Origin of the sequence: Cobetia sp. 14N.309.X.WAT.E.A4 (genome assembly GCF_030397495.1) — a bacterium.
GTDB lineage: Bacteria > Pseudomonadota > Gammaproteobacteria > Pseudomonadales > Halomonadaceae > Cobetia > Cobetia marina.
In genome coordinates this window covers 64,921-88,207 of record NZ_JAPNXT010000012.1, presented here as the reverse complement: position 1 = coordinate 88,207, position 23,287 = coordinate 64,921, and the positions used below count along the sequence as shown (strand labels likewise).

Sequence of the window (23,287 nt, the reverse complement as noted above, 5' to 3'; positions counted from 1 at the left end):
CGGAACGGTGGCCGCCCCCAAAGGTGGTAGAGATTGCACCCCCTCCCCCCTCTCAGGGCCTGCCTCAGTCGCCTGATCTGGCCGCCAGTGCCTCGCTTGCCGTCTTGGCCTGATGGCAGGCCTTGCAGATCGCTTCGAGGTTGTCAGCGGCGTCTGTGCCGCCCTGAGCCTTACCCACAATGTGATCAACTTCAGTAGCTGGCGTGATGCGGTTCATGCGCTCGCATGGCTGGCAGAGGTAGCGATCACGCTTGAGAATCGCGTTTCGCAGTCGCCGCCATGGCCGACCACCTCGGCCTTGCCCACCTCGCTTACTCTTGCCCCAGTTGATAGCGCGATCGGCATGCGCCTCGCAGTACCCGTGAGAGGCAGTTGTCTTGCCACCACACATGGGTGCCTTGCAGGGTCGCGGTGGTTTGATAGGCACACAAAGCCCTCAACATGTAAGTCGATAGTCAAATTTATTATTATTGATGCAACTAATTTAGTGCACCAAAAATGACATGATGTATCTACAGGAGAAGAAAGACCGAGATGACGGCTCCTAGCAGCATCCGCGTGGTCATCAGAGGCAACCAATGGGGCGTGAAGCGAGAGGGAAAAACGCAGTGTATCAGGTGCTTTACAACACAATACGATGCGATTGATTACGCCCGCGGCCTCGCGGCCCGACTGGGAACCAAGCTCGTGATTGAAGCGAGAGGCGGAAACATTGTTGATAAACACTCATCATTACTACAGTAAGAACTACACATATAGCGAACACGGCTTTCGATCACAGGAGCCTCTTATGATGATCGAGATGTATTTCTATCAATGCTCTGATGGCTGGGCAGTGCGTCGTGAGTACGAAGACATCCCTCACAAGACGTTCAAGAGTGAAGACGAAGCTCGCGAGTACGCTAAGACTCTCAGTCACATCAAAGGCTACAAGCTCTTCGTCATCCGCGACGGGGGGAACGGGCGAGATCGTGTGATCTGACTAAATCATTCATTCCCCACGTCTTCTGGTCCATCGGCCAGGCGCTCGAGGATCGAGGCCGTCGCCGTGCGGTCATCATTGAAGCGCCGGCGCTGGGACTCATAGTCGGCCAGCAGGCTGAGCAGATCACGGTTGGATGTCACTGGCCGGTCAGGGGCGGGCAGTGGATTGAGCAGGTAGCTCGGCACCTCAAATGTGCACTGCCACTCAGTGGGCATCACCACTGACTTGCTCTCGAAGGCGCTGCAGCCACTCAGCAGCAGCGTCAGGCACAGGCCGATCAGCCCAATCCCCAGTCGGCGCATCGTCTCTCTCCATCCGGCGTGCAGCTGCCCGGGCAGCCATGATTGAACGGTCATCTTGGGCGCGACTGGCCTCACGGGCTTCCAATGCGACGGACAATCGCTTCATCTGATTGCCGTAGTGCAACGCCATCATCTCGAGCCCGCGGTTGACTGCCTTCTCAGTGGATAGCTCAGCCTTGAGGTCATTGGTGTACTGCTCGGCCTTGGTCGCCTCATAGGTCTTCATCGCCCCCCAGCCCAGCACCACAGCCATCAGGATGACCTCGACCTTCACACCTGATATCAGCTTACGGCCCCATGCCCACGCGGTCCTGATTAGTGCAGCCATCGTCCCAGCACCTTATCGAAGATGGCGTCAGACTTGGCACGCAGCCACTCGACACCGAGGAAAGCGATCGCAGCCCCGATGGCCACGGCCATGTCCTGATCCAAACCGCCCCAGTCCAGCAGCGGCTTGAGCGCCAGTGTCAGGCCGCCCACCAGGGTCGCCTCGAGCACTGACTTGTAGAAGCGGCCGCCGGAGTGCAGACCGCGCAGCAGCGCGATCACGAAGGACAGCCCTGCTGCATAAAGGTTGGCTTGATACGGCTGCAGCCACTCCAACAGCATCTGCCATGTCGATGGATCGCGGTGTGGCATATCGGCGGGCTCGTGGTCGTCATCATGCATATGGCCTCCTGAGTCGGTAGGCCCTGCGTAGTTCGTCGTTATCGTTATGCGATGTGGCCCCCAGCACGCACGTACACGCCCAGCAGCTCATCGGTATCAAGCTCACGCTGCCCGTACCCTGCCCCGGGCAAGCTCGCCCAGATGCGCCGGCAAGCGTGTATGGCCTCAGCGATGCGCCCGTCATACACCAGCCCCAATGCCCGACACTGACGGATTAGCTGTTTTGCAGCCTCATCCTGCGAGGCCGGCGAGAAGTCCGGCAGGTGGAAGCGGTTGGCCAGGTCATCCCAGGTACGCACGAGGAACTGATAACGGCCGGCAGCGGTCGAGTGAATACCGAGGTTCGGGAGCCACATCGACTGCCGAGGGTGATCATCGAAATCATAGAAGGTCTTGCCACCCACCAGCACGTCATAGCCCTCGATTGAGCTGAAACGCGGCGTGCCCTCGGCATAAGCGATGGTGTCGAGGAAGGCGGCAAGGTTGCTAGCATCGTCAGCCGTAGGATCAATAGACGTGTCAAAGCCCACCAACTCGATTTCATCGAACCAGTGAAGAGGAAGAGAAGCTGCCATGATAATCACCACGAATAAATTAAAAAATCCTGCACTGGGCAGGATTTTTTAATTTATTCAGGAATAGGCTTGACGTGATTCTTGGAACTGCAATATGTCTTGATCAATCCTAAACTCAGTATAAGCAGATTTAGCAAGCGTATGGTTCAAGCCAAGTCTATTATATTCGAAAACCACTTGCTGAAATGTCAAATTTTCTCTAGACATCGTTTCGTATATTGCACCACCTAGTAAGGATAGCTCTCCAGCTCGACCTCGCTCAATGAGTTCCTTGGTCAATTTTGTCATTTCAAGACACCTCGATCACAGTTTGTAAGCGAAATGTAACTCGCGACACTTTCGGTTACAAACCCGAGAATCAACGATCTCCTTACGCTTGCCTCATCTCAAAAACTCAATACCGATCATACGAGTAGCTGGGTCTGATCTTCCTGGAGAAGCGCCCATGAGCCAGTGCTTCCTTGGCCAGCCTCGCGTCCAAGCCCACATACCAAAACTCCTCAACCACCTGCTCCAGCCCCATCCCTATGTCGTCACAGAGTATGCACATAGCTTTTCCTAGCGCGCTAAAATCACCCTTCTGGGCCTCATTTATTACCGTAGGGTTGATCGTATCGTCTTGCACAGCACTGCCCTCCATTAATCAATGCCGAAAGTATAGAGCATGTTAACGTCAAGCCAGCAAACGATAATAAAACGAAAAAGTTGTGCGATATTGAGACAAAAGCTAACCACGAGCGCTATTTTCTTGTTGCCCCCGCGTACCTTGAAATACACGAGGGTAGATTAGCTTCTCAAGTAACATCTGCACTCTCTGGCTTTTTTCAAGCAACTAAGAAAATGGTCTTCATTACATGCGCGCAGTGCAATTTCTCGCGTCAATCCCATATGCTCATAACGTTGCACTAATTCATCAAGGGTAAGCTGATGGATAGAGGCCTCACGATTCAATAAAGATCCTAAAGCTGCTAATTCACCTGCCCTAGCTTTCTCGATAAGCTTCGGATCTAGCTCATTCATAAACACACCAAATTTTTGGGATGAGCTAGAACATAGACTGAATCACATGATGAAAGGAAACAGTAGAATAAACGGTAATCCCGTAGACGCAGGAATCACACAATAGCTGAATCGTACCCTCAAACCCTTTCTTATGCAACATATGGTATCTATACAGCCACTTCGGCTTGCAAAAGCACCATATGTAGTAGACAGCCACGTGCGCGAGATGCTGCACACTGCATCGCCTTAGCTGACTTGAACGGCTTCACCTTCACCGCCCCTGGCACCCACCCCAACCGTGCCAGTATCGCTACCTGAGCCGCTACGGCCTGCGATTGGGTCATCATGCGCGGCGACTGGCAATGCTGCACCGGCGGAATGGCATAGGCCGCCAGCAGTACCGCCATGCGCTGTCGATCGCTCAATCGTGACAGCAACGCCGCCGCCATCGTCCGCCACTGGCTTTCCTGCTGATAACGCTCTGCCGCCTTGCCGACGTGATCCACCAGCCCTGTGCATTCGCCACGCCCTTCTCCCATGCCACCCACCGATGACACCTGATGCCACCCGGCATTCTGATGGCGCAACCCGGTGCGATACTCGATCTCTTCCTCGAGCAGCTCATCCAGAGCATGTGCCAACGCCTGCTGACGCCTCACGCCCTCCGGCAGCTTAGCGATCAGGCGAAAAGTCTCCGCCAGCCCCATATCCTCGATCCGCTGCATGTCCCCTCCTGCTCCGTGAGCCTTATGCCGTTGCCTTGCGCCACTCACTGCCATGCGGCATAACTTCTGGCTCACCGGCCACCACCGTCTCGGGCCAGCTCGCATAGGCCACCAGCACCGCCTTGGCCTCATCCACGCCCCTGGCCAGCACCGCCAGATAGCCATTGCCCTCCATCTTCTCAAGCCATTCGCGCTGAGACTTCGCCAGGGCGGCATCATGTGGCGGGGCTGCTTTGAACTCGATGTAGAGCCCGTGATACCCACCGCGGGCCGTGGCCACCACCAGGTCACTCACCCCAGCCCGCACGCCCTGCATCTTGAGGTCTGCCGCCGTCTTCTTGTTGCGCTGGCCGCCATTGGGGACGTGATAGGTGACATCCTCGAGCAGCACCCCCACCTGCTTTCCGCGTCGCTGCTCGCCTTTGAGCCAACGGATCAGCACCTTTTGCTCGTTGCCCTCGCGGTCGATGCGTGGCGCCGACTTGCGGGCTTGGCCTGCCTTGCGGGCCGCCACCTTGGCGGATGGGTGTGTTGCCCAGCTCATTCAGGCCTCCTTTGCGCCGACTGCCAGCGACGAAAGTTCGCGATGATTCGCGGTAGCATCTGGCCAGATCGCTTGCTCTTGTCCATATCGGCAAAAGTCGTGACGCCGCATGCCTTGCAAAGGAAATCCACGCCATCCTCATATTGATGAGTCCCATCCGGAATAGTGTTCTCATCAAGTTTGTAGCGGTAGCGCTTGGCATGATCGAGAAATAGCAGAAAGTCCTCCGTAGCCAGCAACATTTCCGCCATCTGAGCGTACTTGCCGCCTGAATACCCCATCACCCTGTTCCTCTTATCCGAGCACCCTTGGCGTTGTAGTGTGGCCTACCCAGGGCAATGCAGCGCTTGCACGTACCCAAGCACGCCGCCAGCTGATCAACGGCTACACGCCTACCGCAGGCAAAGCAGCGACGCAGGGCTGAACGATTCGGCCGCCTGAAGCTGCCAGCGGGGCGATAGCTCACTGCAGAGCTTCCAGCATGTCGGGCTGAGTTTTGCCCCGCGTCAGACGCAGCAAGCGATACTCATGGGCCGCACTCCCCCCGCGGCGGCGACTCTCCACTCTTACCCCATGATGGCGACGCAGATCTCGCAAGCGCGCACTGATGGCAGCTTCACTATCCAGCCGATCGAAGCGGGCAAGGATCTCGGCGGCCAGCTCATGTAGCATCAGCCATGAGCGCGATTCACTGAGCGCCAGATAGGTACGGCCCAGCTGACTTGCGGGATTGTCCAGCGTCGCACGTCGTGGCCGTGGGGTTCTGCCAACATTGGCACCGGCAGTGGTTGTGAATGCTTGATGCTCATGATTACCCATGTGCTAACCCTCCCCGCATAATCTTCAGTGCTTGTGTCGGTGTGATGCCTGCCAGATCTCCCGCTGCTTGGCGTGCTTTGTCTTCCCCCGCCATGACGGCACGTTCCGCCGGTGACAGTTGGCCGTCATGCTCAATCGCCGCTTGCGGCTTGAGGTCATCACCCCGGGCGTATCGCTCCACCACCTGCTGGTAGTACACGCGGAAGGCCCGTTCATGCTTGTCCATGCGCTGATAGCTGGCAGACGCCATGCCATGAAGGTCCATGTGCTCGCCCGCGGCAGCGATAGCCTCATGCGGGTACGGCTTGCCGGTGAAGGCGTGGTCCTGCAATGCCTGCCAGGCGGTATCGAAGTCCGGCAGGCCAAGGCCCTCGGGTGTCATCTGGCATAGCTCGGCGAACTGCATGGCGCTGTCAGGTGGGAAGGCGTTGCCACGCTGTTGAAGTGACTTGGCCGTGCGGGCTTTCTCGGCCTGCAAGCCACAGCGCAGGTGCTGGGCGCTCAGGTGACTCAGGGCCGCCAGCCACTCACCTTCCACGTCACAGCTCACCCACTGGCCATTCTCTTCAGTGCCCCAACCCATCTCACGGCAGCGACGGTGCCAATGGGCGCCATGCAACTGGGCCAAGCGATCGAACAAGGCATCCACCGCCTTCTGGCTCACCCGTGGCAGGTCATCACATCCACTTGCCATCGATGACATCGCCGGACGGCGGCTGGCCTTCGACTTGTTCACGGCGGCGCTGCTCAATGAGTGCACGCCCTTCAGCGGCTGAGAGTTTCGAGTTACGGATTGGACCAGTTGAGCGACGGCTTCCATGGATGCCTCCAGCGTTGCGTGCATTGTTGTTCGATGAAGTGTTGGCGTTCTGGCTCATGCGGGCCTGACGGGCCGCTTCTCGCTTGCGGTTCTCACTCACCCAGCCCGCGAACTTGGCGCACCAAGCATGATGCGAATGCCTCCGACCGGGCTGATCCGCGAAGTGCGCGGTGAAGTCCGCCAGCTCGCCCTGATCCCATGTCAGCGATGGATCACCACGGCGCACCGTCTCCGTCTGCCAGTGGGTGGCATCCGGCTGCCAGTCCAATGTCATCAGCACCTGACGGGCCCCGGCAGTCACTTGCGGCTGGCCGTTGTCAGCCTGCTGGGCAGCATTGGCGAAGATCGGGTGCTCGGCTTGGTCAGGCGCAGTGGCAGGCTCGGCAGGCGCCTCTTCCTCATCGCTGCCAGCCATCAGCGCCTCTAGCTCTTCCGGTGACGGCTCATCGGCGGCTTGCGGTTGCTGATGATCATCGCCCATGGCAAGGCGGTAGAAATTCGAGGTCTGGCGTCCAGAGGCTGTCTTGCGAGCCACAACCGTCATGATCCCTTGCTCGACCAGCGCCTCAATCGCGCGCTGCACCGTGCGCATCGAACAGGCCATCTCATCCGCCAGGCGACGAACGGACGGCCAGCATACGCCCTGCTCGTTCGCGTAATCGGCCATCAGTAACAGCAACAGACGCGGGCCCGCCTTGATCGACCCAGGCATCTCGGGCATCACTTCACGCGCCCAACTCATCGCATGCAGGCTCATGCCTCACCTCCCGCCAACTTCAAGTGTCGTGCCGCACGCGCCCGATGCCACTTCTTGCCGCCCAACTCATTGCCCTTGTCACCGCGGCGGGCTGCGAGAATGGCATTGCACTTGTGCCAAGTGGCGTATGCTTCGTGATACTCACGGGCCCGCACCGGCTGTTCATGGCGGACATCTTCTCGTTGAGCAACATGACGACTCGCGCGAGCCATCTCGGCTTCAATACGTGCCGTGCTCATGCTTGCCGTTATCGTCATGCCATTACCTCATCGCCCTTGGCTGCCATGCCCAGCGACAGACGCTCGAAACGTCCTGCTTCGCTCATGTGGTGGTCGATCGACAGAGTGCGGCGGGCATCTGCCTGAGCCGACTCACCCTGCCCCTTGCCGCATTCAAGTAGAGCCACCACGGCCAGGTGGTGCTGCATGCTCATGCGCAGATCAATCACGCCTCGCACTCGCTCACGCTTCTCGATGGCCACCGCCAGTCGATAGGTTTCCTGCTTGAGCTCCTCGCAGCTCCAACCGCGATAACTCAGCAACAAGCCCTTGGCTTCACTCGTCTTGATCGTCATGCCATACTTCCTTGGCGTAGTTGAGATGCCCCGTCATGGTTTGGTCGCCGGCGGGGCTTCTTTGCATCTAGCGCTTCGTTACTTGCCAACCACTTTCAGCGGCTTGCGCATCGCCTGTAGCTGCCCCATCAGGGTGCTCATCTGCTGCTCGATGGCCTTATGCTGCGCTTCCAGCTGTGCAGCCTCTTTGTCATCTATCTCGCCATCCGCAATCGCCGCCTGAATCAGCGCCGCCATCGCGCCCTGGCCCTGCTGTGCATTCAGTACAGAGGCGAACACGTCCCCACGGCTCACCTCGCCCTGCTCATAACGCGGCACAGCCACCATCCCCAAGTGATCGAGGAACGGGGCGATCAGACGCATTTGGTGCTCGCGGTCCACGTTCCAGAAGATCCCCACCACATCGATCAGACGCATCGGCATGGGGTCGTCCTCTGCCACCCGGCGGTAAAGTGACTTCACCGACATGCCGATATCACTCGCCAGCACCTTGGGGCAGCACTCGAAAACCACGTCATGCACCGCATCCAGATAGGTATCCATGTCACGTTCGGGGGCTGTATGACTGTCCATGGTGAATCTCTTCGTGTTCGTTCCGTTTAAGCCGATATGGGCGGCCGGCTATTCTGTGGCTGTCAGGCGGTGTTCTTGTTGGCGGTCCGTAAGCCGTGGGCCAGCGGCGGGCATAACTTCTCAGCCTTGAACTTGCCCATCGTCAATCGCTCTGCACGGAGTGCTAAAACTGGAGACATCCCATGCTTTCCGCGAACCCATCCAGAAACTGTCCCCTGGTAGACCCCAAGCGCATCAGCAGCCTTGGCCTGAGTTCCAAAGTGATCGACCAAACGCTCGAATATGTTTTTCATCATGCCGCTCCATACGGGAATACCCGTAATCATAAATACGGGAATGCCCATTTGCAAGAGTATGGGCGCGCCCATGATAATTACCCCATGGAATTCAAAGATCGCCTCAAGGCCGCCCGAAAATACGCCAAGCTCACCCAAGTGCAGCTTGCTGAGCGTGTGGGCATAGATCAGACCAGCGTTTCCGACCTTGAACGGGGCAAGTCCCGCAAGACTGGGTACGCGGCTGAAATTGCTCATGTACTTGGCGTGAGTGCGAGGTGGCTCACGACTGGCGAAGGCGAGATGCTTGAGTCAGGGACTGCCCCCCGTAGCGATGCCAGCGAGCTGGTGCTTCATGAAACTGAGGTCGTGGACGGTGATGAGCCTCTCAGAGATGACGAGGTAGAGATCCCGTATTTCCGTGAGGTAGAGATGGCGGCAGGCGATGGTCGCACTCAAGTTATCGAGAACCACGGCGCTTACATGCGCTTCAGCCTGCCGCGCTTGATGAAGGCCGGAGTCGATCCATCGCTTGCTGCATGCGCCACCGTTTCTGGCGACTCGATGGAGCCGGTGATCGTGGATGGCTCACCGATCGGCATCGACAAGGGATGCCGACAGATTCTGGACGGGAAGGTCTACGCGCTGGACCATTGCGGCATGCTGCGTGTAAAGCGCCTATACCGATTACCCCCGGGCCGCATGCGGGTGGTCAGTGATAACCACATCGAGTATCCGGAAGAGATCTACACCCTGGGTGATCCGGATGCCCCGAAGATCATCGGTCGCGTCTTCTGGTGGGAAACTTTCGCCTGAGAATTCCTCGTGCGCACGCGTAACCAGAGAGAGTGGTTCTAGTAGGTAGGTTCTGGGTACGACAATGGTGTCACCCTCCCCCCGGCACTGGTGTCACCCTCCCCCCCCTGACACTGATGTCACCCCCTGCTTATTTTTGCTAGACAACCAACCTTTACAAAAAGTCGCCCGCACATCGGTTTTTTATGGCTTCTACCGCCTGCCGGCAGTGCTAGTCTTAGCAAACCTCATCACTTTGCATGACTCGCAAGGAGGCGAACTCATGTCTACAGCACTAATCGTTTTCTTAACGCTTTCCATCTTCCTTTTGCCCTGGCTAGCCGTGATGCATGCCGCATACTACAAGGGCGTGGATGTCCCCTCGGCGGGCGCGGTGGGCTTCTTCGGCACACCGTTGATGGGCATCCTCTATGTTATCGCCATGCCGGCAGATCCAGTAAAGCTCAAGCGCCGCCGCATGCGGAGCGCCAAGGCCACAGACAAGGAATGCCCGCACTGCCTCTCACTGATCCCCAAGCAGGCCACCATCTGCCATCACTGTGGCCGCAATAGCGCTCTGACCGCCAGCACGCCCACGCATGGTGTGAAACCCTCAGCTACACCCCAGCCACAAATGCGAGAACCAGCCCCCATACCGGCCGGTAGCTTCGATTACGCGGAACACGGGGGCACGGACACTCAGGCCGCCGAGGCGTACAAACGGCGGATCGAGAACGCCGACCACTAAGCCCTCGCAGGCCATCTGACCCGCCCACAGTGGCGGGTTTTTTTTGCCTACGACATGGGCGGAAAGCCCTCAACCTGAAAAATACGGGTAAACTCTTGACCATTAATACGGGCCTACCCATAATAATTCACATCAACACGGCACATCGCCATCGTCACTGAGTGGATTGGAGCAGCCCATGACCGACACCGCCCGCAAGCATCGCTCAGCCATCACCCTTGCCGTCATCGTCGGCGGCCTAGTCACACTTGCCAGCCTCACTCAGCAGAACGATGGCGCCCGCCAGCTGTCCGCCAGCGAAGCCGAATACTGCGAAATGACCGCCATGTGGCAAGAAGATGCCAAGGCCGGTTTCGTCGTATCCCAGCGCCGCGGCTGGCCGGACTTCAATGGCAATGCCGCCAGCCTCTGCCCCCCTCAGATTACGCATGGTCAGCAGCTTGCCAGTCGCTGATCAGACCTCGCCCCACGGCCAGCAGGTGGTGCCAGTGGGATTGCGAGCATAACCACCCGCAGGTAAGGCGCCGGTTCCTCCCTTGCGCTAGTGGCCTTACCCCCGACACCTGGGCAAGTGGTGTGACAGCTGGAGAGACAGCGCTTATCAGAGGACATCGGCACTGCCGGTATCGCCTGATGAGTCCCGAACCGCCGGACAATGCGGATGCTCTTTAACAATCAGGCATGCCCAGCCCGCCCGTAGCGTTAGAGACGTGAGAGGCCGCTGGGAGTACGCCGCCCAGGGCTGTCGAAATACTGGGAATTATATGGGGCTTTGCCAATGGCAGAGCCCACCCGAGAGTGCCATTGGCAAGCCATCACACAACGCGACGGCTTCCCGATACGCTTTCCCTGTAGTGCCTGTGCTTCCCCGTCACGTCCCTGACGGGGCTTTTTGGTACTCCCCTTTTCATCGTGTCTCTCGGCGCATCTTGCCCGCCCCAAGCGGCGGGCCTTTTGGTATTCACACGTCAGCCTCTTCTGGGGGCTGACGTGTGCGCTCAACCACTCGAGGAGGTCAGTATGACGCTCTTTCTTCGATCTCGGGTCACCGTCGATGGCATCACCGCGACGATGGCCGAACACGCCGAGCGGCTCGGTATCGGGGAAGGGACTCTCCTGTCTCGCATGACTCGCTTTGGTCGTCATGACCCGATACTACTGCTTGCGCCAGTCACCAGATCCCGCAAGCCGGCGAAGCCCCAAAGCTTGGCAGAGGCTGTCAAAACGCTAAGGCGAAGGCCTGCCGGCCTGTTGGCAACTGCCAAACGGCTGGGCGATTACGCCTCACTCAAACAGGCACCACCATGATTCACCCACTACTCATCGCCGCCACTTGCCTGGCAGCTTTCTTTTATCTGCTCGCCGGTGGCTGGCTCGACACACTGCTCACCAAGGACGACTGATATGACCCGCGATCAACTGATGGAAAGCCTGCTGCACCTCCCTCACCCGTGGCCGCGACCCGAGACGGAATGCAGCCTTCCGACCGATAACGGCCACGGCGATCTCGAGGGCTGGATCAAGGGTCCAACCAACAACGAATGGCACTACGCATGGATCGGTGCCCATGGGCGCCGCATCATCATCACACAGGAGCAATTGATAGCGTGCTAAAGGCAGGCATTGTAGACAAGATAAACAGATAAGGCTGTAGATGGCACCGTAAAGCGAGTCAGATGAAGTCCTTTTTGGGAACATTGGACTAAGGCTGCCTTCATCTCCTGCCTGATTTTCTACCAATTTTGACGAAAAAATGTCAAAATGCTCTAGAAATACTTCAAGGGGGTTGGCTCGTTGCAACCTCCAATAGCAGCAAGAGGAGCATGTATGTATATACATAGCATAGAATTTAATAATTTCTATTCATTTTACGAGGAGACATCATTAGATTTTACAACATCATTTGCAAAATCTACGCAAACAACTGATCACATATGTGGAAGGTATGTAAACAAAGTTAATGGAATTTTTGGTGCCAACGGCTCAGGTAAAACTAATGTTTTGAAGGCCATTTCATTTATGTGCTTCTTTGCTAGAGGCTCATTTGATAGTAAAGACAAGGGTAGAATCCCTTTTAATACGCATGAGTTGCATGAAGGCGAACCATCTAATTTTAAATTAGAGTTTAGTCATCTAGGAAATCTATTTAAGTACACATTTACAGTTCAAAATGGGTTTTTAAATAAGGAAGCTTTATACTACCAAAACCCTAAAACTAATAAATTTAAATACTTATACAAGAGAGAGCTAATAGAAGATACGATATACACAAAGCTTTCAGCAGGTAAAGAGGTCCCAGAAAGATATAATAGATTCAATAAGAATAATTGCTCCCTACTTTCATTTATTGCAGAGGTTGAAGATCTTGACTTGCTTCACCAAAAAAACAATTTGATCTGGAGCGCTATCCAAGCTTTTGATTTACATTTCACTAATGTCGGGCCTCGTGGAAAGCTAGATGATACGGACGACCTCTTATTTGATATCTCAGAAAAGCTTGCAGAAAACGAGAACACAATATTATTTAAACTCATGCAAGAGGTGGTTAGGAATATTGATCTCGGGATAAGCGCACTAACAATAGGCGTTGTAAAAGTTCGTATTAATGACGAATTTAGAGACAAAGAGTTATTATATGCCAAACACGTAGACTCTTCAGGAAAGGAGTATTCATTTCCTATACTCGAAGAATCGACTGGTACGCAAAAAATAATTTGCGCCTTGTGGCATATGATAAGAGCAATGATACAAGGTGGAGTAGTTGTATATGATGAAATAGACAGTGACTTACATATATTAATGATGCCATTCTTCATTGATATATTTACAAACCACGAGCTGAACGTTAAGCCTGGCCAGCTTATATATAGTGGTCATGCTATCGATTCAATCAAAGAGCTGAGTAAGTCACAAACCTTTTTTGTTGAAAAGATTGATCTAAGAAGCGAAATATATAGCGCAGATGAGATAGAGGGACTTAGAACCAACGAAAATATTTACATGAAGTATAAAAAAGGGGCCCTGGGAGGAGTGCCAGAACTAGATGCGTCAAATATATCCCTACAGAACCTAATGGACAGTAGTCTTATGGGGGATAAGTAGTATGGCTCCTAGGAAAAGAAAAGCACGAGCAGTTAGAAAAACCATACTGATAGTCACAGAAGGGCATGTAGAGTATGCTTTTTTATCACTGCTCAAAGAGTACTATTCTGTAAAAGAATATAAGATAAATCTAGATAATCGGAGAGGAGGTGGGCCAGAAATTATAATAAACCATGCGATAAATGAAAAGCTCAGCCATGCCTGCGTTACAGTTTTCTTGGATGGGGATGTCAAAATACCAGATGCCGTGTTACGTAGAGCAAAGAATGAAAAAATTGACATTATAATCAACACGCCGTGTATTGAAAGCACATTGCTGAGAATACTGGAACAACCTTGCTACGATACAACGCCGCAATGCAAGGGTAAATTTGAGGAAGTGGCTGGCACAAAGAAAACAACATCAAAAGAGGTTCATAGACGATTATTTCCTAAAGAAATTATTGAAAGTAAAAAAGCTGGAGTCAATGAGCTCGAAAAAATTGTTAATATCATCTCGGGCAATATAGGTAAGAATCAAGGATCATCCTAAAGCTGATTATGGGGATGAATAAATGAGCATAGTGTCGCAAGCAACTTGGGAGCCGCCAGCGCATAGCCCATGCCCCCAGTGTGGTGGTAGCGGCACATTCCATGGCGTCTTCCATCGCTCGCCTTGTGCCCACTGTCACGGTTCCGGGTACGCCGCAAAGGATGGTGAAGCACTGCCACTGGAAGACCTGATCGTGATGATCAGTCGGCGCCGAGATCATTGGCGCCGCAAGTACACATTGATGATGCAGGTGCCCGGTGTGCAAGACGCGATGGCCAATCATGCCGCCGCGCAAGAAGAGCAGGCCCTGGGCTACAGCTCGGGCCGTTATCAAGGTGACTAGACAGGAGATGATCATGACAGACACAGCCACACACCAACCGCTGCGCTTCCTCCGCACCCGTGAAGTCTGCGAGAAGATAGGCCGCAGCCGCTCATCACTCGAGAAGCTGCTAGTGAAAGATTCCAACTTCCCGCGCCCCATCAAGGATGGCATTGGCCGAGCATCGACCAACTATTGGTATGAGCATGAGATTGAAGCATGGATGAGCCAATGGGCTACGCAGTTACGTCCCGCTGACGACGCTTGAACTTGTCCCGCTTGACCTTGGTCATGCCGACTTCCAATGCCTCAAGGTAGTCGGCATACCACTGCATCATCTTCCGTCTCTGCTCAAGATACGACGCCTGGTTGTACACGCCCTCCAACCCGATCGGCTTGTGCGCAAGCTGTATCTCCGTCCACTGTAACGGCCACCCATGCTCACTCAGCAGCGTCTTGGCCGTGTGGCGGGCTCCATGCCCCGTCATCCTCTCCTTATATCCTGCATTCGAGAAGCAGCGATTGATCGCAGCATCCGACAGGACAGGTAGCTTTGCCCCCTCCCCAGTGAATACATACCTAGATCGTCCAGAGAGAGGACGCATCTCTTCAAGCGCTTGCAGTGCTTGGCGGCACAATGGCACGACATGATCGCGGCGCATCTTCATTTTCTCCGCGGGGATGTGCCACGACTTGCCCTTGATCTCGCTCCATTCCATCCATCGCACCATGCCTGGCCGCGATGCCGTCCACACGACCATCCAGGCAGCCAAGCGAGTAGACCGGCGGCTGGTTGTCATACGCAGCGCACGCAGAAACTCTGGTAGATCTTCTTCCAGTAGATGAGGACGAGGCTTAGAGACAGGTGCCGGCGCCGCAACGTCCAGCAGGTTCGAAGCCGGGTTGTTCTCGCAATAGCCGTGAGCAATGGCGAAGTCGAAGATCCGGCGCAGAAAAGCCCGGGACTTCTCGGCAATATTGAAAGCCTTGCGGGCCTCAATGCCTTTCTGAACGCGCACGCAGTCAGCCCGTGACACATCAGCAACTGCCATATCTCCCAGTGCAGGCAACGCATCATTATCGAGCCAATGCCTCATCTTGGTCAGCGTCTTGGCCGATCTCCCCTGCATCTGCTTGTGCTCGTACCACTGCTCCGCGACAACCCCAAAGGTCCGGACACCACCGCCCCCTCTAAGGTGCTCCCGGGGATCAATGCCGTCGGCTACCAGCTCGGCAATCTGGATAGCTTGAGCTCGCGCTTTCTTGGCCTTGGTGTCCGGGTAACCCCCTACTCCCATGAACGACCACTTTTGCGTGATCGGGTGTTTGTAGCGAACCTCCCAGCGCTTGCGGCCAGTTGGCGACACGACGAAGTAGAGACGGTCCAGGCCATAGGCCTCACGATACTCACGCGCTTCTGGCTCGAGGGTAGACAACACGGTGTCTGCAAGCGGTCGCCGCTTGATAGCATCACGCTTCATGTATGGTGCCCATGTATGGTGGAACCTCACCATACACCACACCATACACGGGCCTCTAGAGTGGATACATGTATAAATATACAGTATTACGGACGCAATAAAGGTAAAACAAGGAGTTACGAGAATATAAGAGGAGGGTAAAGCAGGGAAAAAGAGGGGCTTGGCGCCCCCTGCAGGAGTCGAACCTGCGACCTGCCCCTTAGGAGGGGGCCGCTCTATCCAGCTGAGCTAAGGGGGCGTAGCGCTGCGCAGTATAAGCCATTGAAGTGGCAAGATAAACCCGTTCGGCCCGCGCGTGCCGCCCTCCTCACGCCAGGCAAGAGTATCATCGGCCTCATGCGCCGAGCACTCCGGCTTCGATCTCATCGAGCACGTCCTTCATGGGACGGGGGCGCCCCAACAGATAGCCCTGGACACGCTGACAGCCCAGCTGACGCAGCACCTCGAACTGCTCGGAGGTCTCCACTCCCTCTGCCACCACTTCCAGCGACAGGGCACGCGCCATCACCAGCATCGCACGCACGATCTCGTTGGCATGGCAGACTTCCTGTCCGGGAGTCTCGCCAGGTGCAGGCGCTGTCAGCCCGTCGTCATCGATGAGACGCAGATCCTTGATGAAGCTGCGGTCGATCTTCAGCTCACTGAGCGGCATGCGGCGCAGGCGTGCAAGATTGGAATAGCCGATCCCGAAATCGTCGATGGAGAACGTCAGCCCCAGCGCCGCCAGCTGGTCGACCTTCTCCAGCATGTCGGCCTCATCTTCCGCCGCCAGGCTCTCGGTGATCTCCATGCGCAACATGTCCGGCGCGAAGGCATGGCGCTTGAGCAGGGCTGCGACCTGCGGCACGAATTCCGCGCTGCGAAACTGTACCTGACTGACATTCACCGCGATCGGCAGCTGATGTCCGCGTGTCGCCATGTCTTCCAACACCGCACAGGCTTGCCCCAGCACCCAATGACCCAGCTCGACGATCAGCCCTGATTCTTCCGCGATCGGGATGAAGGTCGCGGGCGAGACATTCCCCAGCAGCGGGTCATTCCAACGCAGCAACGCCTCAAGACCACAGAGCCTGGGCAGCTGATGCTCAAGCGAGGCATCCGACTGCAGGGAGAATTGCGGTTGGAGATGGACTTCCAGATGCTGACGGGAAAGCGCACTGCGCAGGGATTGCTCCATCTGGGTGGCGGCGATGATGCGATTGCGCATGTCCGGTGAGAAGAAACACATGCGTGCACGCCCGGCCCCCTTGCTCTCATAGAGCGCGATGTCCGCCTCGTGCAGCAGATGGCCCCAATCGTCTCCCTCGTCTTCTGCCGCCCCGGAAAGCGTCTGATACCCCTCGTCCACCTCATCCGGACGCGGATACAGCGTGATGCCCAGTGAGCCGGACAGCTGATGCGCACGCCCTTCCAGCTCAACCGGTACCCGCAGACGTGCCAGCAATCCCTCGCCGACGTGCATCGCTCGGGCCCTGGCGTCCTCCATGCCACCGAAGCGAGGCGCCAGCAGCACGATGAACTCATCCCCGCCCTGGCGCGCGAGCACATCGCCCGGCTCCAGCAACTGCTCCAGCCGGGCGGCAATCTGGATCAGGGCACGATCTCCCGCGTCATGCCCCAGTACATCGTTCAGGCGCTTGAAATGATCCAGATCCAGGAACATCAACGCCCCGACGCGCGCTTCTTCCAGAGCGAGGTCCGCGAAGGCTGCGAGCTTGCGACGCAACAGCCGACGATTGGGCAGGCCCGTCAATGCATCATGCAGCGCCTGATAGGTGAGCTGCTCATCACGCCGATGGCGTTCTATCGCCAATCGAGCCACGTTGACGGCGACCTTCAGCAAGCCGAGATGGCTATCGTTGAAGACATCGCCGGACGTGGCATAGAAGGCGAAACTTCCCAGCGGATTGCCTGCATCATCGAGGATGGGCATGGAGAGACAGGCATCCAGTCCCAGCGCGTGGGGATGCTGACGGAAGCCCTCCCAGGCGGGGTCCTCGCCGATGGAGGGGGTCAGCACCTGCTCACGCCGCCACATCGCCGTACCACAGGTGCCCACCCCCTCCCCGATGCGCAGGCCGGAGGTGAACTGCATGAAACTGGGGGGCAGACTCGGCGCCTTCCCTCCGATGATTCGTGTGCCTGCCTCATCCAGAAGCAGCAGCGAGGAACGCACGCGAGTCGCGACGGCCTCGATGGCCTGGCACAGGTCCAGCAGGGTCTTGTCCAGCGGCTGGCCAGCCGTGACGGACTCAAGCAATCTGAGCTGGGAATGGCTGAGCTCCAGCGCCAGATGCGCCTGGGTCACATCGGTATGCACGCCGAGATAACCGGTCAGGGTGCCGTCGGCGGCCATGAGCGGTATGCAGCGCAGACGAAGGCGCAGCGGTCGTCCATTCGCATCGTGATGGAGCAGCTCCTCGTCACTGGGCTCACCCAGCTCGCACTGCTGATGCATTCTGGCGATCACCGTCCTGTCGGAATCCTCACCCGTCAGAAATTCACTGAGCACCTGACCGGCCAGGTCTTCTGCCCGGTATCCCGTCAGCTCCTCGAAGGCCGGATTGACCCACTGCACACGCCCTTGAAGGTCGTATCCACACACTCCATTGGAAGTATGCTGCAACAGCTGATGCAAGCAATTGCTGCCTTCCAGGCCGTCAACCGAAGCAGCGGAGGTGGCCGCGGCGGAGGACGCTGATGGATTCATGGACATGTCGTTTCAATCTCCCTGCCGATGCTGCCTGAAGGTTCATGGCTTCTGGCACAGTCAGCATGTCTGTCGCACTCGATCTTTCCTTCCTGAAGTGCCGGACGCCTTGACGCCGACTCTCCTCTCATCCTGCTGGTCAAGTGTCACTTGTCCTTGAGTATAAGTAACCCTCAATCTGCGTTGAATGAAGGCGAAATCTCATGAATCCTCTGCCTCGAGCGCGAGGCAGGCACTGCCATGTCGAGCCTTCGCGGCAGGATGGTCTTCTCTGGCGTGGTGGGATCCGAGAGCGCGCGAGACCCTCCCGCGCAATGCTCGAAGGGCAGCGCAACGTGATGACACAGCCGGACGGATACGACCGAACGAAAACAGCCACGCCCCGACCAGAGGTCGAGGCGTGGCTGTGTCACTACCCGAGGGGAAGAGGCGAGCTGGCTACCCCTGAGCGAACCCTCAGTGGCGCGCCGTCTTCAGCGCATCCGCCAGTTCACGGGTCAAGGCATGTACCGCTTGGGTGCCCTGCTCCGGTGTCTCGGCATTGGCCTGCAGATCGATCAGGGCCGAGCCGACCACGACTCCGTCGGCGAAACGACCGATACGCGCCGCCTGCTCTGCGGTACGGATACCGAAACCGACCGCGACGGGAATCTCGGTGTGCTCACGGATACGGCCCACTTCGGCCTCGACCTTCTCGGCAGTCGGTGCCGCGCCACCGGTCACGCCATTGCTGGAGACGTAGTAGAGGAAGCCTGAGGTATTGGCCAACACGCCCGGCAGGCGCGCGCTGTCAGTCGTCGGTGTCGCGAGGCGAATGAAGCTGATACCGGCGGCATTGGCCGGCTCACACAGCTCATCGTCGTGCTCCGGCGGCAGGTCGACCACGATCAGGCCATCGACACCGGCCTGGCTTGCCTGCTCGAGGAAGGTGGCCACACCGCGACGATAGATCGGGTTGTAGTAACCCATCAGCACGATGGGCGTGTCCTGATCCTGCTTGCGGAATTCCGTGACCATCGCCAGGGTACGATCCATCGTCTGGCCGGCCTTCAGGGCACGCTGGGTGGCATGCTGGATCGCCAGACCATCGGCCATCGGGTCGGTGAACGGCATGCCCAGCTCGATGACATCGGCACCGGCCTCGGCCATGCCGAGGAAGGTCGCGAGGCTGGCATCATAGCCGGGGTCACCCGCGGTGATGTAGGTCACCAGCGCTGCGCGATTCTCGCTGCGTACGGCAGCGAAACGGCGGTCAAGACGGCTGCTGGAAGTGGTATCAGTAGCGGAAGTGCTCATCAATAGACTCCGAATTTGCTGACCTGCAGGCAGCGGTTCACCTGCAGGCGAAGAAGACATGGGGCGGATGGACCCGGTCAGCGTCTGACCTCTCCATCGCCGGGCATTGCGCGACAGGCGCGGCGTTACTCGCCGTCAGGATTCAGGCCCAGCTCGTCCGCCAGATGATGGGTGACGGTGGCCATGTCCTTGTCACCGCGGCCGCTCAGATTGACCACCATCAGATGGTCCTTCGGCAGGCCCGGTGCACGCTTGATGACTTCCGCCAGCGCGTGGGAAGACTCCAGCGCCGGGATGATGCCTTCCAGGCGACACAGCATCTTGAAGGCGTCCAGTGCTTCCTGGTCGGTCGCGGCGACATACTCGGCACGCTTGATGTCGTGCAACCAGGCGTGTTCCGGGCCGATACCCGGATAGTCGAGCCCTGCGGAGATGGAGTGCGCATCACCGATCTGCCCCTCGTCATCCTGCAGCAGGAAGGTGCGGTTACCGTGCAGCACGCCCGGCAGGCCACCCTTGAGACTGGCGGCGTGGCGCGGCGTGTCCAGACCTTCACCGGCAGCCTCGACCCCGATGATCTCGACGCTTTGCTCGTCCAGGAACGGATGGAACAACCCCATGGCGTTGGACCCCCCGCCGATGCAGGCGACCAGCGAGTCCGGCAGACGGCCTTCCTTCTCCTGCAGCTGGACGCGGGTTTCCTGACCGATGATGGACTGGAAGTCACGCACCAGCTGCGGATACGGATGTGGGCCCGCGACAGTACCGATGATGTAGAAGGTATCGTCGACGTTGGTGACCCAGTCACGCAGCGCCTCGTTCATGGCATCCTTCAACGTGCCATCACCGGCAGTGACCGGGATCACCTTGGCGCCCAGCAACTGCATGCGCTGAACGTTGGGCTGCTGACGGTGAATGTCGGTGGAGCCCATGTAGATCACGCAGTCCAGACCGAAACGCGCCGCCACGGTGGCCGTCGCCACGCCGTGCATGCCGGCACCGGTCTCGGCGATGATGCGCTGCTTGCCCATGCGGCGTGCCAGCAGCACCTGGCCCAGCGCATTGTTGATCTTGTGAGCGCCGGTGTGCATCAGATCTTCCCGCTTGAGATAGACCTTGGCACCTCCGAGATGCTCGGTCAGACGCTCGGCGTAATACAGCGGGCTCTGACGCCCGACATAATCCGCGGAGAGACCGGCCAGTTCCTCGGCGAAGGCCGGATCCTGCTTGGCGGCTTCATACTCGCGCTGCAGGTGCAGAATCAGCGGCATCAGCGTCTCGGCGACGAATCGGCCGCCGAAGTCACCAAAGAAGCCCTTGGCATCCGGGCCTTGACGCAGGGTAGCAGTCGACTGGCTCATGCAAATCTCCTCGAAGTCATGTCAGTGGCGGGGCACGCTGGTGCGGCGTCTGCGTTCTTGGCCTGCGTGGTGCACCCGACAGTATGCTGACCATCCTAGCGCTCGGCACGCGGGATGAAAAACGATATATTCGCCAAGATGTGTGAGTTTATCTCACAGGACACTCAGCAGGAGACATCCGATGGCCCGCCTGACTCCGCCCGATTCATCCTCTCCCGCCTCTCTGGAGGCATTGCCCTCGCTGAATGCCTTGCGCGCCTTCGATGTGGCGGCTCGCTTCGAGAGCGCGTCGCGTGCCGCCGAGGCGCTGCACGTGACCCACGGCGCCGTCAGTCGTCAGATTCGCCAGCTTGAGGAAACGCTGGGGACACAGCTGTTCGACCGTGCTGGCCGCGGGCTGAAGCTGACGCCGGCGGGTCATGAGCTGGCGGCTGCCACACGCCATCACTTGAGCGGTCTGGCACGGGTCTGTGCGGACCTTTCCCGCAGTGATGCCCGTGCGCCCTTCGTGCTCAGCTGCCCGGGCTCCTTCCTCGCCCGCTGGTTCATTCCGCGGCTGGGTGCCCTCAAGGCAGCCCTTCCGGAGCTTGAACTGCATCTGACTGCCAGTGACGACAACGAAGGCCTGCGCTCTGGCGTGGATGGCGTACTGCGCTTTCAGACTCCCCCCTTCACCCAATCTGAGCATCAGGAAACGCGAATTCTCGGCACGGAGCGTATCGGCCCGGTGCTGCGTCCGGACACTGACTGGCTGGGCGAGACCACCGCGACTCCCGCACCACAGACTCTGCTGACCTTGCCGCTGCTGCACACCCGCTCGCGCCCGCAGGCCTGGCCGGACTGGTGCTCACGCCAGGGCCTGTCCAGCGATCAACTGCACTACGCGCAAGGCTTCGAGCACCTCAACTATCTGCTGGAAGCGACGCTGGTGGGATTGGGCGTGGGCATCACGCCGGATTATCTGGTCGAGGAGGACCTGCGCAGCAGACGCCTGATCGCGCCGTGGGGCTTCGTCGAGACACGCGCCTGCCTGACGCTGACGCTGCCCGAGAGCGGTCGCACACGGGCACGACACCCTCATGCAAAAGCCCTCGCCGACTGGCTGGCACGGGAGCTGAATACTCCGCCTGTCACCTCTCGCAACCCATGACAGGCGCCTGCGCCACGCCGTCCTGCGGGCAGGTGCAGGAAACAAGAAGACCGGCACCCTTTCAGGTGCCGGTCTCGGTTCAGCCGCTTGGCTCAGGCAGTCAGCCCAGAGCACGGATCAGGCAAAGACGATGGTCTTGTTGCCGTGGATCAGCACGCGGTCTTCCAGGTGCCAGCGCAGGCCACGCGACAGTACCTTCTGCTCCACGTCACGCCCGATGCGCACCAGGTCTTCCGCAGTGTGGCAATGGGTGACTCGATGGATGTCCTGCTCGATGATCGGGCCGGCATCCAGCTCCTCGGTCACGTAGTGACAGGTAGCGCCGATCAGCTTCACGCCGCGGCCGAAGGCCTGATGGTAAGGCTTGGCACCGATGAAGGACGGCAGGAAGCTGTGGTGGATGTTGATCAGGCGGCCGGCATAGCGCTCGCAGAGGCTCGGCGGGATGATCTGCATATAACGCGCCAGCACGATGCTGTCGGCCTCGGCCTCTTCCACCAGTCGTTCGACCTCGGCAAATGCCGGCGCCTTGTCATTCTTGTCCACCGGCACATGGTGGAACGGAATGCCGTGCCATTCGACCAGTGAGCGCATGTCTTCGTGATTGGAGATGACACAGGGGATATCGCATTCCAGATCCCCCGACTGCCAGCGGTGCAACAGGTCCACCAGGCAATGGGAATCCTTGGACACCATCAGCACGACCCGCTTGCGAGCGGCCGTGTCATGCACCCGCCACTCCATTCCGAACTCTTCCCCGATCGGCGCGAAGCGCTTGCTGAGTTCAGCGGCGCTGAGGCCGATGGACTCGGGATTGATCTCATAGCGCATGAAGAATCGACCCGCACCCAGATCGGAATGCTGATTGGCTTCGGTGATCCAACCGCCTTGCTCGGCGATGAAGGTAGAGACTCGGGCAACAATTCCCACCTGATCAGGGCAGGACACCACCAGGCGATAGGCGTGTGACATCGTATGTTCAACCATTGTGAAAGCGGGGAATGATATTCAGCCGGTAACGACTACCGACACGCTCGGGAGTCCGGCCATCGACGCCATGGCTCCCGGCAAAAGGTGCGCCATTGTAGCCGATCACACGCGACGAAGCAGCGCCCTTCAACGAGAGTGAATGAATTGTCAATTCGGCCTCGGTTTCGCCCCTCGGGGTGG

At 57.9% G+C, this 23,287-nt stretch carries 29 protein-coding genes and 1 tRNA gene; 10 read left to right on the top strand and 20 right to left on the bottom strand.

Annotated features, from left to right (window positions below):
* Positions 1 to 64: 64 nt before the first annotated feature.
* Positions 65 to 391, bottom strand: coding sequence for an HNH endonuclease (locus OW493_RS14725; protein WP_268750739.1), 327 nt, complete (start codon positions 389 to 391; stop codon positions 65 to 67).
* A gap of 143 nt (positions 392 to 534) precedes the next feature.
* On the opposite strand from OW493_RS14725, the gene OW493_RS17240 reads away from it, so the two are divergent.
* Entirely contained in the window at positions 535 to 744 is a 210-nt protein-coding gene (locus tag OW493_RS17240) for a DUF2188 domain-containing protein (RefSeq protein ID WP_082388876.1), read from the top strand.
* Positions 745 to 790: 46 nt separating this feature from the next.
* Positions 791 to 982, top strand: coding sequence for a DUF2188 domain-containing protein (locus OW493_RS14720; protein ID WP_166019411.1), 192 nt, complete (start codon positions 791 to 793; stop codon positions 980 to 982).
* Between the two features lie 5 nt (positions 983 to 987).
* Here the strand turns inward: OW493_RS14720 and OW493_RS14715 are convergent, their stop codons facing one another.
* From OW493_RS14715 to OW493_RS14655, 13 genes are all read right to left on the bottom strand, one after another.
* A complete protein-coding gene (locus tag OW493_RS14715; RefSeq protein WP_289864761.1) occupies positions 988 to 1,287 on the bottom strand; it encodes a hypothetical protein in 300 nt (99 codons plus the stop codon).
* Positions 1,288 to 1,602: 315 nt separating this feature from the next.
* On the bottom strand, positions 1,603 to 1,956 hold the full coding sequence (locus OW493_RS14710; RefSeq protein ID WP_054557045.1) for a phage holin, lambda family: 354 nt from the start codon (positions 1,954 to 1,956) through the stop codon (positions 1,603 to 1,605).
* A gap of 44 nt (positions 1,957 to 2,000) precedes the next feature.
* Positions 2,001 to 2,531: a glycoside hydrolase family 104 protein gene (locus OW493_RS14705; protein WP_084208174.1), complete on the bottom strand. Its 531-nt coding sequence runs from the start codon at positions 2,529 to 2,531 to the stop codon at positions 2,001 to 2,003.
* Positions 2,532 to 2,588: 57 nt separating this feature from the next.
* On the bottom strand, positions 2,589 to 2,819 hold the full coding sequence (locus OW493_RS14700; protein WP_289864751.1) for a hypothetical protein: 231 nt from the start codon (positions 2,817 to 2,819) through the stop codon (positions 2,589 to 2,591).
* A gap of 881 nt (positions 2,820 to 3,700) precedes the next feature.
* Complete coding sequence (locus tag OW493_RS14695) at positions 3,701 to 4,258, bottom strand: hypothetical protein (RefSeq protein WP_289864748.1); 558 nt, start codon at positions 4,256 to 4,258, stop codon at positions 3,701 to 3,703.
* Between the two features lie 22 nt (positions 4,259 to 4,280).
* Positions 4,281 to 4,802, bottom strand: coding sequence for a VRR-NUC domain-containing protein (locus tag OW493_RS14690; RefSeq protein ID WP_289864746.1), 522 nt, complete (start codon positions 4,800 to 4,802; stop codon positions 4,281 to 4,283).
* Positions 4,799 to 5,083 (bottom strand): hypothetical protein, encoded by a 285-nt coding sequence (locus OW493_RS14685; protein ID WP_279838044.1) that lies wholly within the window; start codon positions 5,081 to 5,083, stop codon positions 4,799 to 4,801. The genes OW493_RS14690 and OW493_RS14685 overlap by 4 nt, the downstream gene beginning before the upstream one ends.
* Before the next feature lie 181 nt (positions 5,084 to 5,264).
* Positions 5,265 to 5,621, bottom strand: coding sequence for a hypothetical protein (locus OW493_RS14680; protein ID WP_289864739.1), 357 nt, complete (start codon positions 5,619 to 5,621; stop codon positions 5,265 to 5,267).
* Complete coding sequence (locus OW493_RS14675) at positions 5,614 to 6,357, bottom strand: replication protein P (protein ID WP_289864736.1); 744 nt, start codon at positions 6,355 to 6,357, stop codon at positions 5,614 to 5,616. Before OW493_RS14675 ends, OW493_RS14680 begins: the two co-directional genes overlap by 8 nt.
* Entirely contained in the window at positions 6,299 to 7,198 is a 900-nt protein-coding gene (locus OW493_RS14670; RefSeq protein WP_289864733.1) for a helix-turn-helix domain-containing protein, read from the bottom strand. The genes OW493_RS14675 and OW493_RS14670 overlap by 59 nt, the downstream gene beginning before the upstream one ends.
* 253 nt (positions 7,199 to 7,451) lie before the next feature.
* Positions 7,452 to 7,772, bottom strand: coding sequence for a hypothetical protein (locus OW493_RS14665; protein ID WP_289864730.1), 321 nt, complete (start codon positions 7,770 to 7,772; stop codon positions 7,452 to 7,454).
* Positions 7,773 to 7,850: 78 nt separating this feature from the next.
* Positions 7,851 to 8,315: a phage regulatory CII family protein gene (locus tag OW493_RS14660; RefSeq protein WP_279837456.1), complete on the bottom strand. Its 465-nt coding sequence runs from the start codon at positions 8,313 to 8,315 to the stop codon at positions 7,851 to 7,853.
* Positions 8,316 to 8,407: 92 nt separating this feature from the next.
* On the bottom strand, positions 8,408 to 8,638 hold the full coding sequence (locus tag OW493_RS14655; RefSeq protein ID WP_289864726.1) for a Cro/CI family transcriptional regulator: 231 nt from the start codon (positions 8,636 to 8,638) through the stop codon (positions 8,408 to 8,410).
* Here OW493_RS14655 and OW493_RS14650 point away from each other — a divergent pair.
* The 7 genes from OW493_RS14650 to OW493_RS14620 all read left to right on the top strand — a co-directional run bounded on the left by OW493_RS14650 (position 8,528) and on the right by OW493_RS14620 (position 14,387).
* On the top strand, positions 8,528 to 9,436 hold the full coding sequence (locus OW493_RS14650; protein WP_289864723.1) for a helix-turn-helix transcriptional regulator: 909 nt from the start codon (positions 8,528 to 8,530) through the stop codon (positions 9,434 to 9,436). The two genes, OW493_RS14655 and OW493_RS14650, sit on opposite strands and share 111 nt — an antisense overlap.
* A 262-nt stretch (positions 9,437 to 9,698) precedes the next feature.
* Positions 9,699 to 10,163 (top strand): hypothetical protein, encoded by a 465-nt coding sequence (locus OW493_RS14645; RefSeq protein ID WP_289864720.1) that lies wholly within the window; start codon positions 9,699 to 9,701, stop codon positions 10,161 to 10,163.
* A gap of 178 nt (positions 10,164 to 10,341) precedes the next feature.
* The gene (locus OW493_RS14640; protein WP_289864717.1) at positions 10,342 to 10,617 is read left to right on the top strand and encodes a hypothetical protein; all 276 of its coding nucleotides are present in this window, start codon (positions 10,342 to 10,344) and stop codon (positions 10,615 to 10,617) included.
* 950 nt (positions 10,618 to 11,567) lie between these two features.
* A complete protein-coding gene (locus OW493_RS14635; RefSeq protein WP_289864714.1) occupies positions 11,568 to 11,777 on the top strand; it encodes a hypothetical protein in 210 nt (69 codons plus the stop codon).
* A 213-nt stretch (positions 11,778 to 11,990) separates the two neighbouring features.
* Positions 11,991 to 13,265 (top strand): ATP-binding protein, encoded by a 1,275-nt coding sequence (locus OW493_RS14630; RefSeq protein WP_289864711.1) that lies wholly within the window; start codon positions 11,991 to 11,993, stop codon positions 13,263 to 13,265.
* Between the two features lies 1 nt (position 13,266).
* Positions 13,267 to 13,797: a hypothetical protein gene (locus tag OW493_RS14625; protein WP_289864708.1), complete on the top strand. Its 531-nt coding sequence runs from the start codon at positions 13,267 to 13,269 to the stop codon at positions 13,795 to 13,797.
* A 356-nt stretch (positions 13,798 to 14,153) separates the two neighbouring features.
* A complete protein-coding gene (locus OW493_RS14620) occupies positions 14,154 to 14,387 on the top strand; it encodes an AlpA family phage regulatory protein (RefSeq protein ID WP_289864706.1) in 234 nt (77 codons plus the stop codon).
* Here OW493_RS14620 and OW493_RS14615 read toward each other — a convergent pair.
* The 5 genes from OW493_RS14615 to trpB form a co-directional block, all read right to left on the bottom strand.
* Entirely contained in the window at positions 14,356 to 15,600 is a 1,245-nt protein-coding gene (locus tag OW493_RS14615; protein WP_289864703.1) for a tyrosine-type recombinase/integrase, read from the bottom strand. The two genes, OW493_RS14620 and OW493_RS14615, sit on opposite strands and share 32 nt — an antisense overlap.
* Positions 15,601 to 15,761: 161 nt before the next feature.
* A tRNA-Arg gene (locus tag OW493_RS14610) sits at positions 15,762 to 15,838 on the bottom strand.
* A 96-nt stretch (positions 15,839 to 15,934) separates the two neighbouring features.
* The gene (locus OW493_RS14605) at positions 15,935 to 18,310 is read right to left on the bottom strand and encodes an EAL domain-containing protein (RefSeq protein WP_289864700.1); all 2,376 of its coding nucleotides are present in this window, start codon (positions 18,308 to 18,310) and stop codon (positions 15,935 to 15,937) included.
* Positions 18,311 to 18,766: 456 nt separating this feature from the next.
* On the bottom strand, positions 18,767 to 19,606 hold the full coding sequence (gene trpA / locus OW493_RS14600; RefSeq protein WP_084208158.1) for a tryptophan synthase subunit alpha: 840 nt from the start codon (positions 19,604 to 19,606) through the stop codon (positions 18,767 to 18,769).
* 125 nt (positions 19,607 to 19,731) lie between these two features.
* Positions 19,732 to 20,967, bottom strand: a complete 1,236-nt coding sequence (trpB, locus tag OW493_RS14595; protein WP_077374435.1) for a tryptophan synthase subunit beta — start codon at positions 20,965 to 20,967, stop codon at positions 19,732 to 19,734.
* A 181-nt stretch (positions 20,968 to 21,148) separates the two neighbouring features.
* On the opposite strand from trpB, the gene OW493_RS14590 reads away from it, so the two are divergent.
* Positions 21,149 to 22,117 carry a LysR family transcriptional regulator gene (locus tag OW493_RS14590; protein WP_289864695.1) on the top strand — a complete coding sequence of 323 codons (969 nt, stop codon included), beginning with the start codon at positions 21,149 to 21,151 and terminating at the stop codon, positions 22,115 to 22,117.
* A 117-nt stretch (positions 22,118 to 22,234) separates the two neighbouring features.
* On the opposite strand, the gene purU is transcribed toward OW493_RS14590, so the two are convergent.
* Positions 22,235 to 23,089, bottom strand: a complete 855-nt coding sequence (gene purU, locus OW493_RS14585; protein ID WP_077374535.1) for a formyltetrahydrofolate deformylase — start codon at positions 23,087 to 23,089, stop codon at positions 22,235 to 22,237.
* Between the last annotated feature and the right edge of the window lie 198 nt (positions 23,090 to 23,287).

Excerpts from the sequence above, each read along its gene's own strand:
- OW493_RS14715 (WP_289864761.1), bottom strand. The coding sequence starts at position 1,287 with ATGCGCCGACTGGGGATTGGGCTGATCGGCCTGTGCCTGACGCTGCTG.
- OW493_RS14650 (WP_289864723.1), top strand. The coding sequence starts at position 8,528 with ATGCTTTCCGCGAACCCATCCAGAAACTGTCCCCTGGTAGACCCCAAG.
- OW493_RS14615 (WP_289864703.1), bottom strand. The coding sequence starts at position 15,600 with ATGAAGCGTGATGCTATCAAGCGGCGACCGCTTGCAGACACCGTGTTG.
- OW493_RS14660 (WP_279837456.1), bottom strand. The coding sequence starts at position 8,315 with ATGGATACCTATCTGGATGCGGTGCATGACGTGGTTTTCGAGTGCTGC.
- OW493_RS14655 (WP_289864726.1), bottom strand. The coding sequence starts at position 8,638 with ATGAAAAACATATTCGAGCGTTTGGTCGATCACTTTGGAACTCAGGCC.
- OW493_RS14700 (WP_289864751.1), bottom strand. The coding sequence starts at position 2,819 with ATGACAAAATTGACCAAGGAACTCATTGAGCGAGGTCGAGCTGGAGAG.
- OW493_RS14720 (WP_166019411.1), top strand. The coding sequence starts at position 791 with ATGATGATCGAGATGTATTTCTATCAATGCTCTGATGGCTGGGCAGTG.
- OW493_RS14690 (WP_289864746.1), bottom strand. The coding sequence starts at position 4,802 with ATGAGCTGGGCAACACACCCATCCGCCAAGGTGGCGGCCCGCAAGGCA.
- OW493_RS14725 (WP_268750739.1), bottom strand. The coding sequence starts at position 391 with ATGTGTGGTGGCAAGACAACTGCCTCTCACGGGTACTGCGAGGCGCAT.
- OW493_RS14630 (WP_289864711.1), top strand. The coding sequence starts at position 11,991 with ATGTATATACATAGCATAGAATTTAATAATTTCTATTCATTTTACGAG.
- OW493_RS14665 (WP_289864730.1), bottom strand. The coding sequence starts at position 7,772 with ATGACGATCAAGACGAGTGAAGCCAAGGGCTTGTTGCTGAGTTATCGC.
- OW493_RS17240 (WP_082388876.1), top strand. The coding sequence starts at position 535 with ATGACGGCTCCTAGCAGCATCCGCGTGGTCATCAGAGGCAACCAATGG.
- OW493_RS14685 (WP_279838044.1), bottom strand. The coding sequence starts at position 5,083 with ATGGGGTATTCAGGCGGCAAGTACGCTCAGATGGCGGAAATGTTGCTG.
- OW493_RS14680 (WP_289864739.1), bottom strand. The coding sequence starts at position 5,621 with ATGGGTAATCATGAGCATCAAGCATTCACAACCACTGCCGGTGCCAAT.
- OW493_RS14670 (WP_289864733.1), bottom strand. The coding sequence starts at position 7,198 with ATGAGCCTGCATGCGATGAGTTGGGCGCGTGAAGTGATGCCCGAGATG.
- OW493_RS14640 (WP_289864717.1), top strand. The coding sequence starts at position 10,342 with ATGACCGACACCGCCCGCAAGCATCGCTCAGCCATCACCCTTGCCGTC.
- trpB (WP_077374435.1), bottom strand. The coding sequence starts at position 20,967 with ATGAGCCAGTCGACTGCTACCCTGCGTCAAGGCCCGGATGCCAAGGGC.
- OW493_RS14620 (WP_289864706.1), top strand. The coding sequence starts at position 14,154 with ATGACAGACACAGCCACACACCAACCGCTGCGCTTCCTCCGCACCCGT.
- OW493_RS14695 (WP_289864748.1), bottom strand. The coding sequence starts at position 4,258 with ATGCAGCGGATCGAGGATATGGGGCTGGCGGAGACTTTTCGCCTGATC.
- trpA (WP_084208158.1), bottom strand. The coding sequence starts at position 19,606 with ATGAGCACTTCCGCTACTGATACCACTTCCAGCAGCCGTCTTGACCGC.
- OW493_RS14710 (WP_054557045.1), bottom strand. The coding sequence starts at position 1,956 with ATGCATGATGACGACCACGAGCCCGCCGATATGCCACACCGCGATCCA.
- OW493_RS14590 (WP_289864695.1), top strand. The coding sequence starts at position 21,149 with ATGGCCCGCCTGACTCCGCCCGATTCATCCTCTCCCGCCTCTCTGGAG.
- OW493_RS14625 (WP_289864708.1), top strand. The coding sequence starts at position 13,267 with ATGGCTCCTAGGAAAAGAAAAGCACGAGCAGTTAGAAAAACCATACTG.
- OW493_RS14605 (WP_289864700.1), bottom strand. The coding sequence starts at position 18,310 with ATGAATCCATCAGCGTCCTCCGCCGCGGCCACCTCCGCTGCTTCGGTT.
- OW493_RS14645 (WP_289864720.1), top strand. The coding sequence starts at position 9,699 with ATGTCTACAGCACTAATCGTTTTCTTAACGCTTTCCATCTTCCTTTTG.
- purU (WP_077374535.1), bottom strand. The coding sequence starts at position 23,089 with ATGTCACACGCCTATCGCCTGGTGGTGTCCTGCCCTGATCAGGTGGGA.
- OW493_RS14705 (WP_084208174.1), bottom strand. The coding sequence starts at position 2,531 with ATGGCAGCTTCTCTTCCTCTTCACTGGTTCGATGAAATCGAGTTGGTG.
- OW493_RS14635 (WP_289864714.1), top strand. The coding sequence starts at position 11,568 with ATGACCCGCGATCAACTGATGGAAAGCCTGCTGCACCTCCCTCACCCG.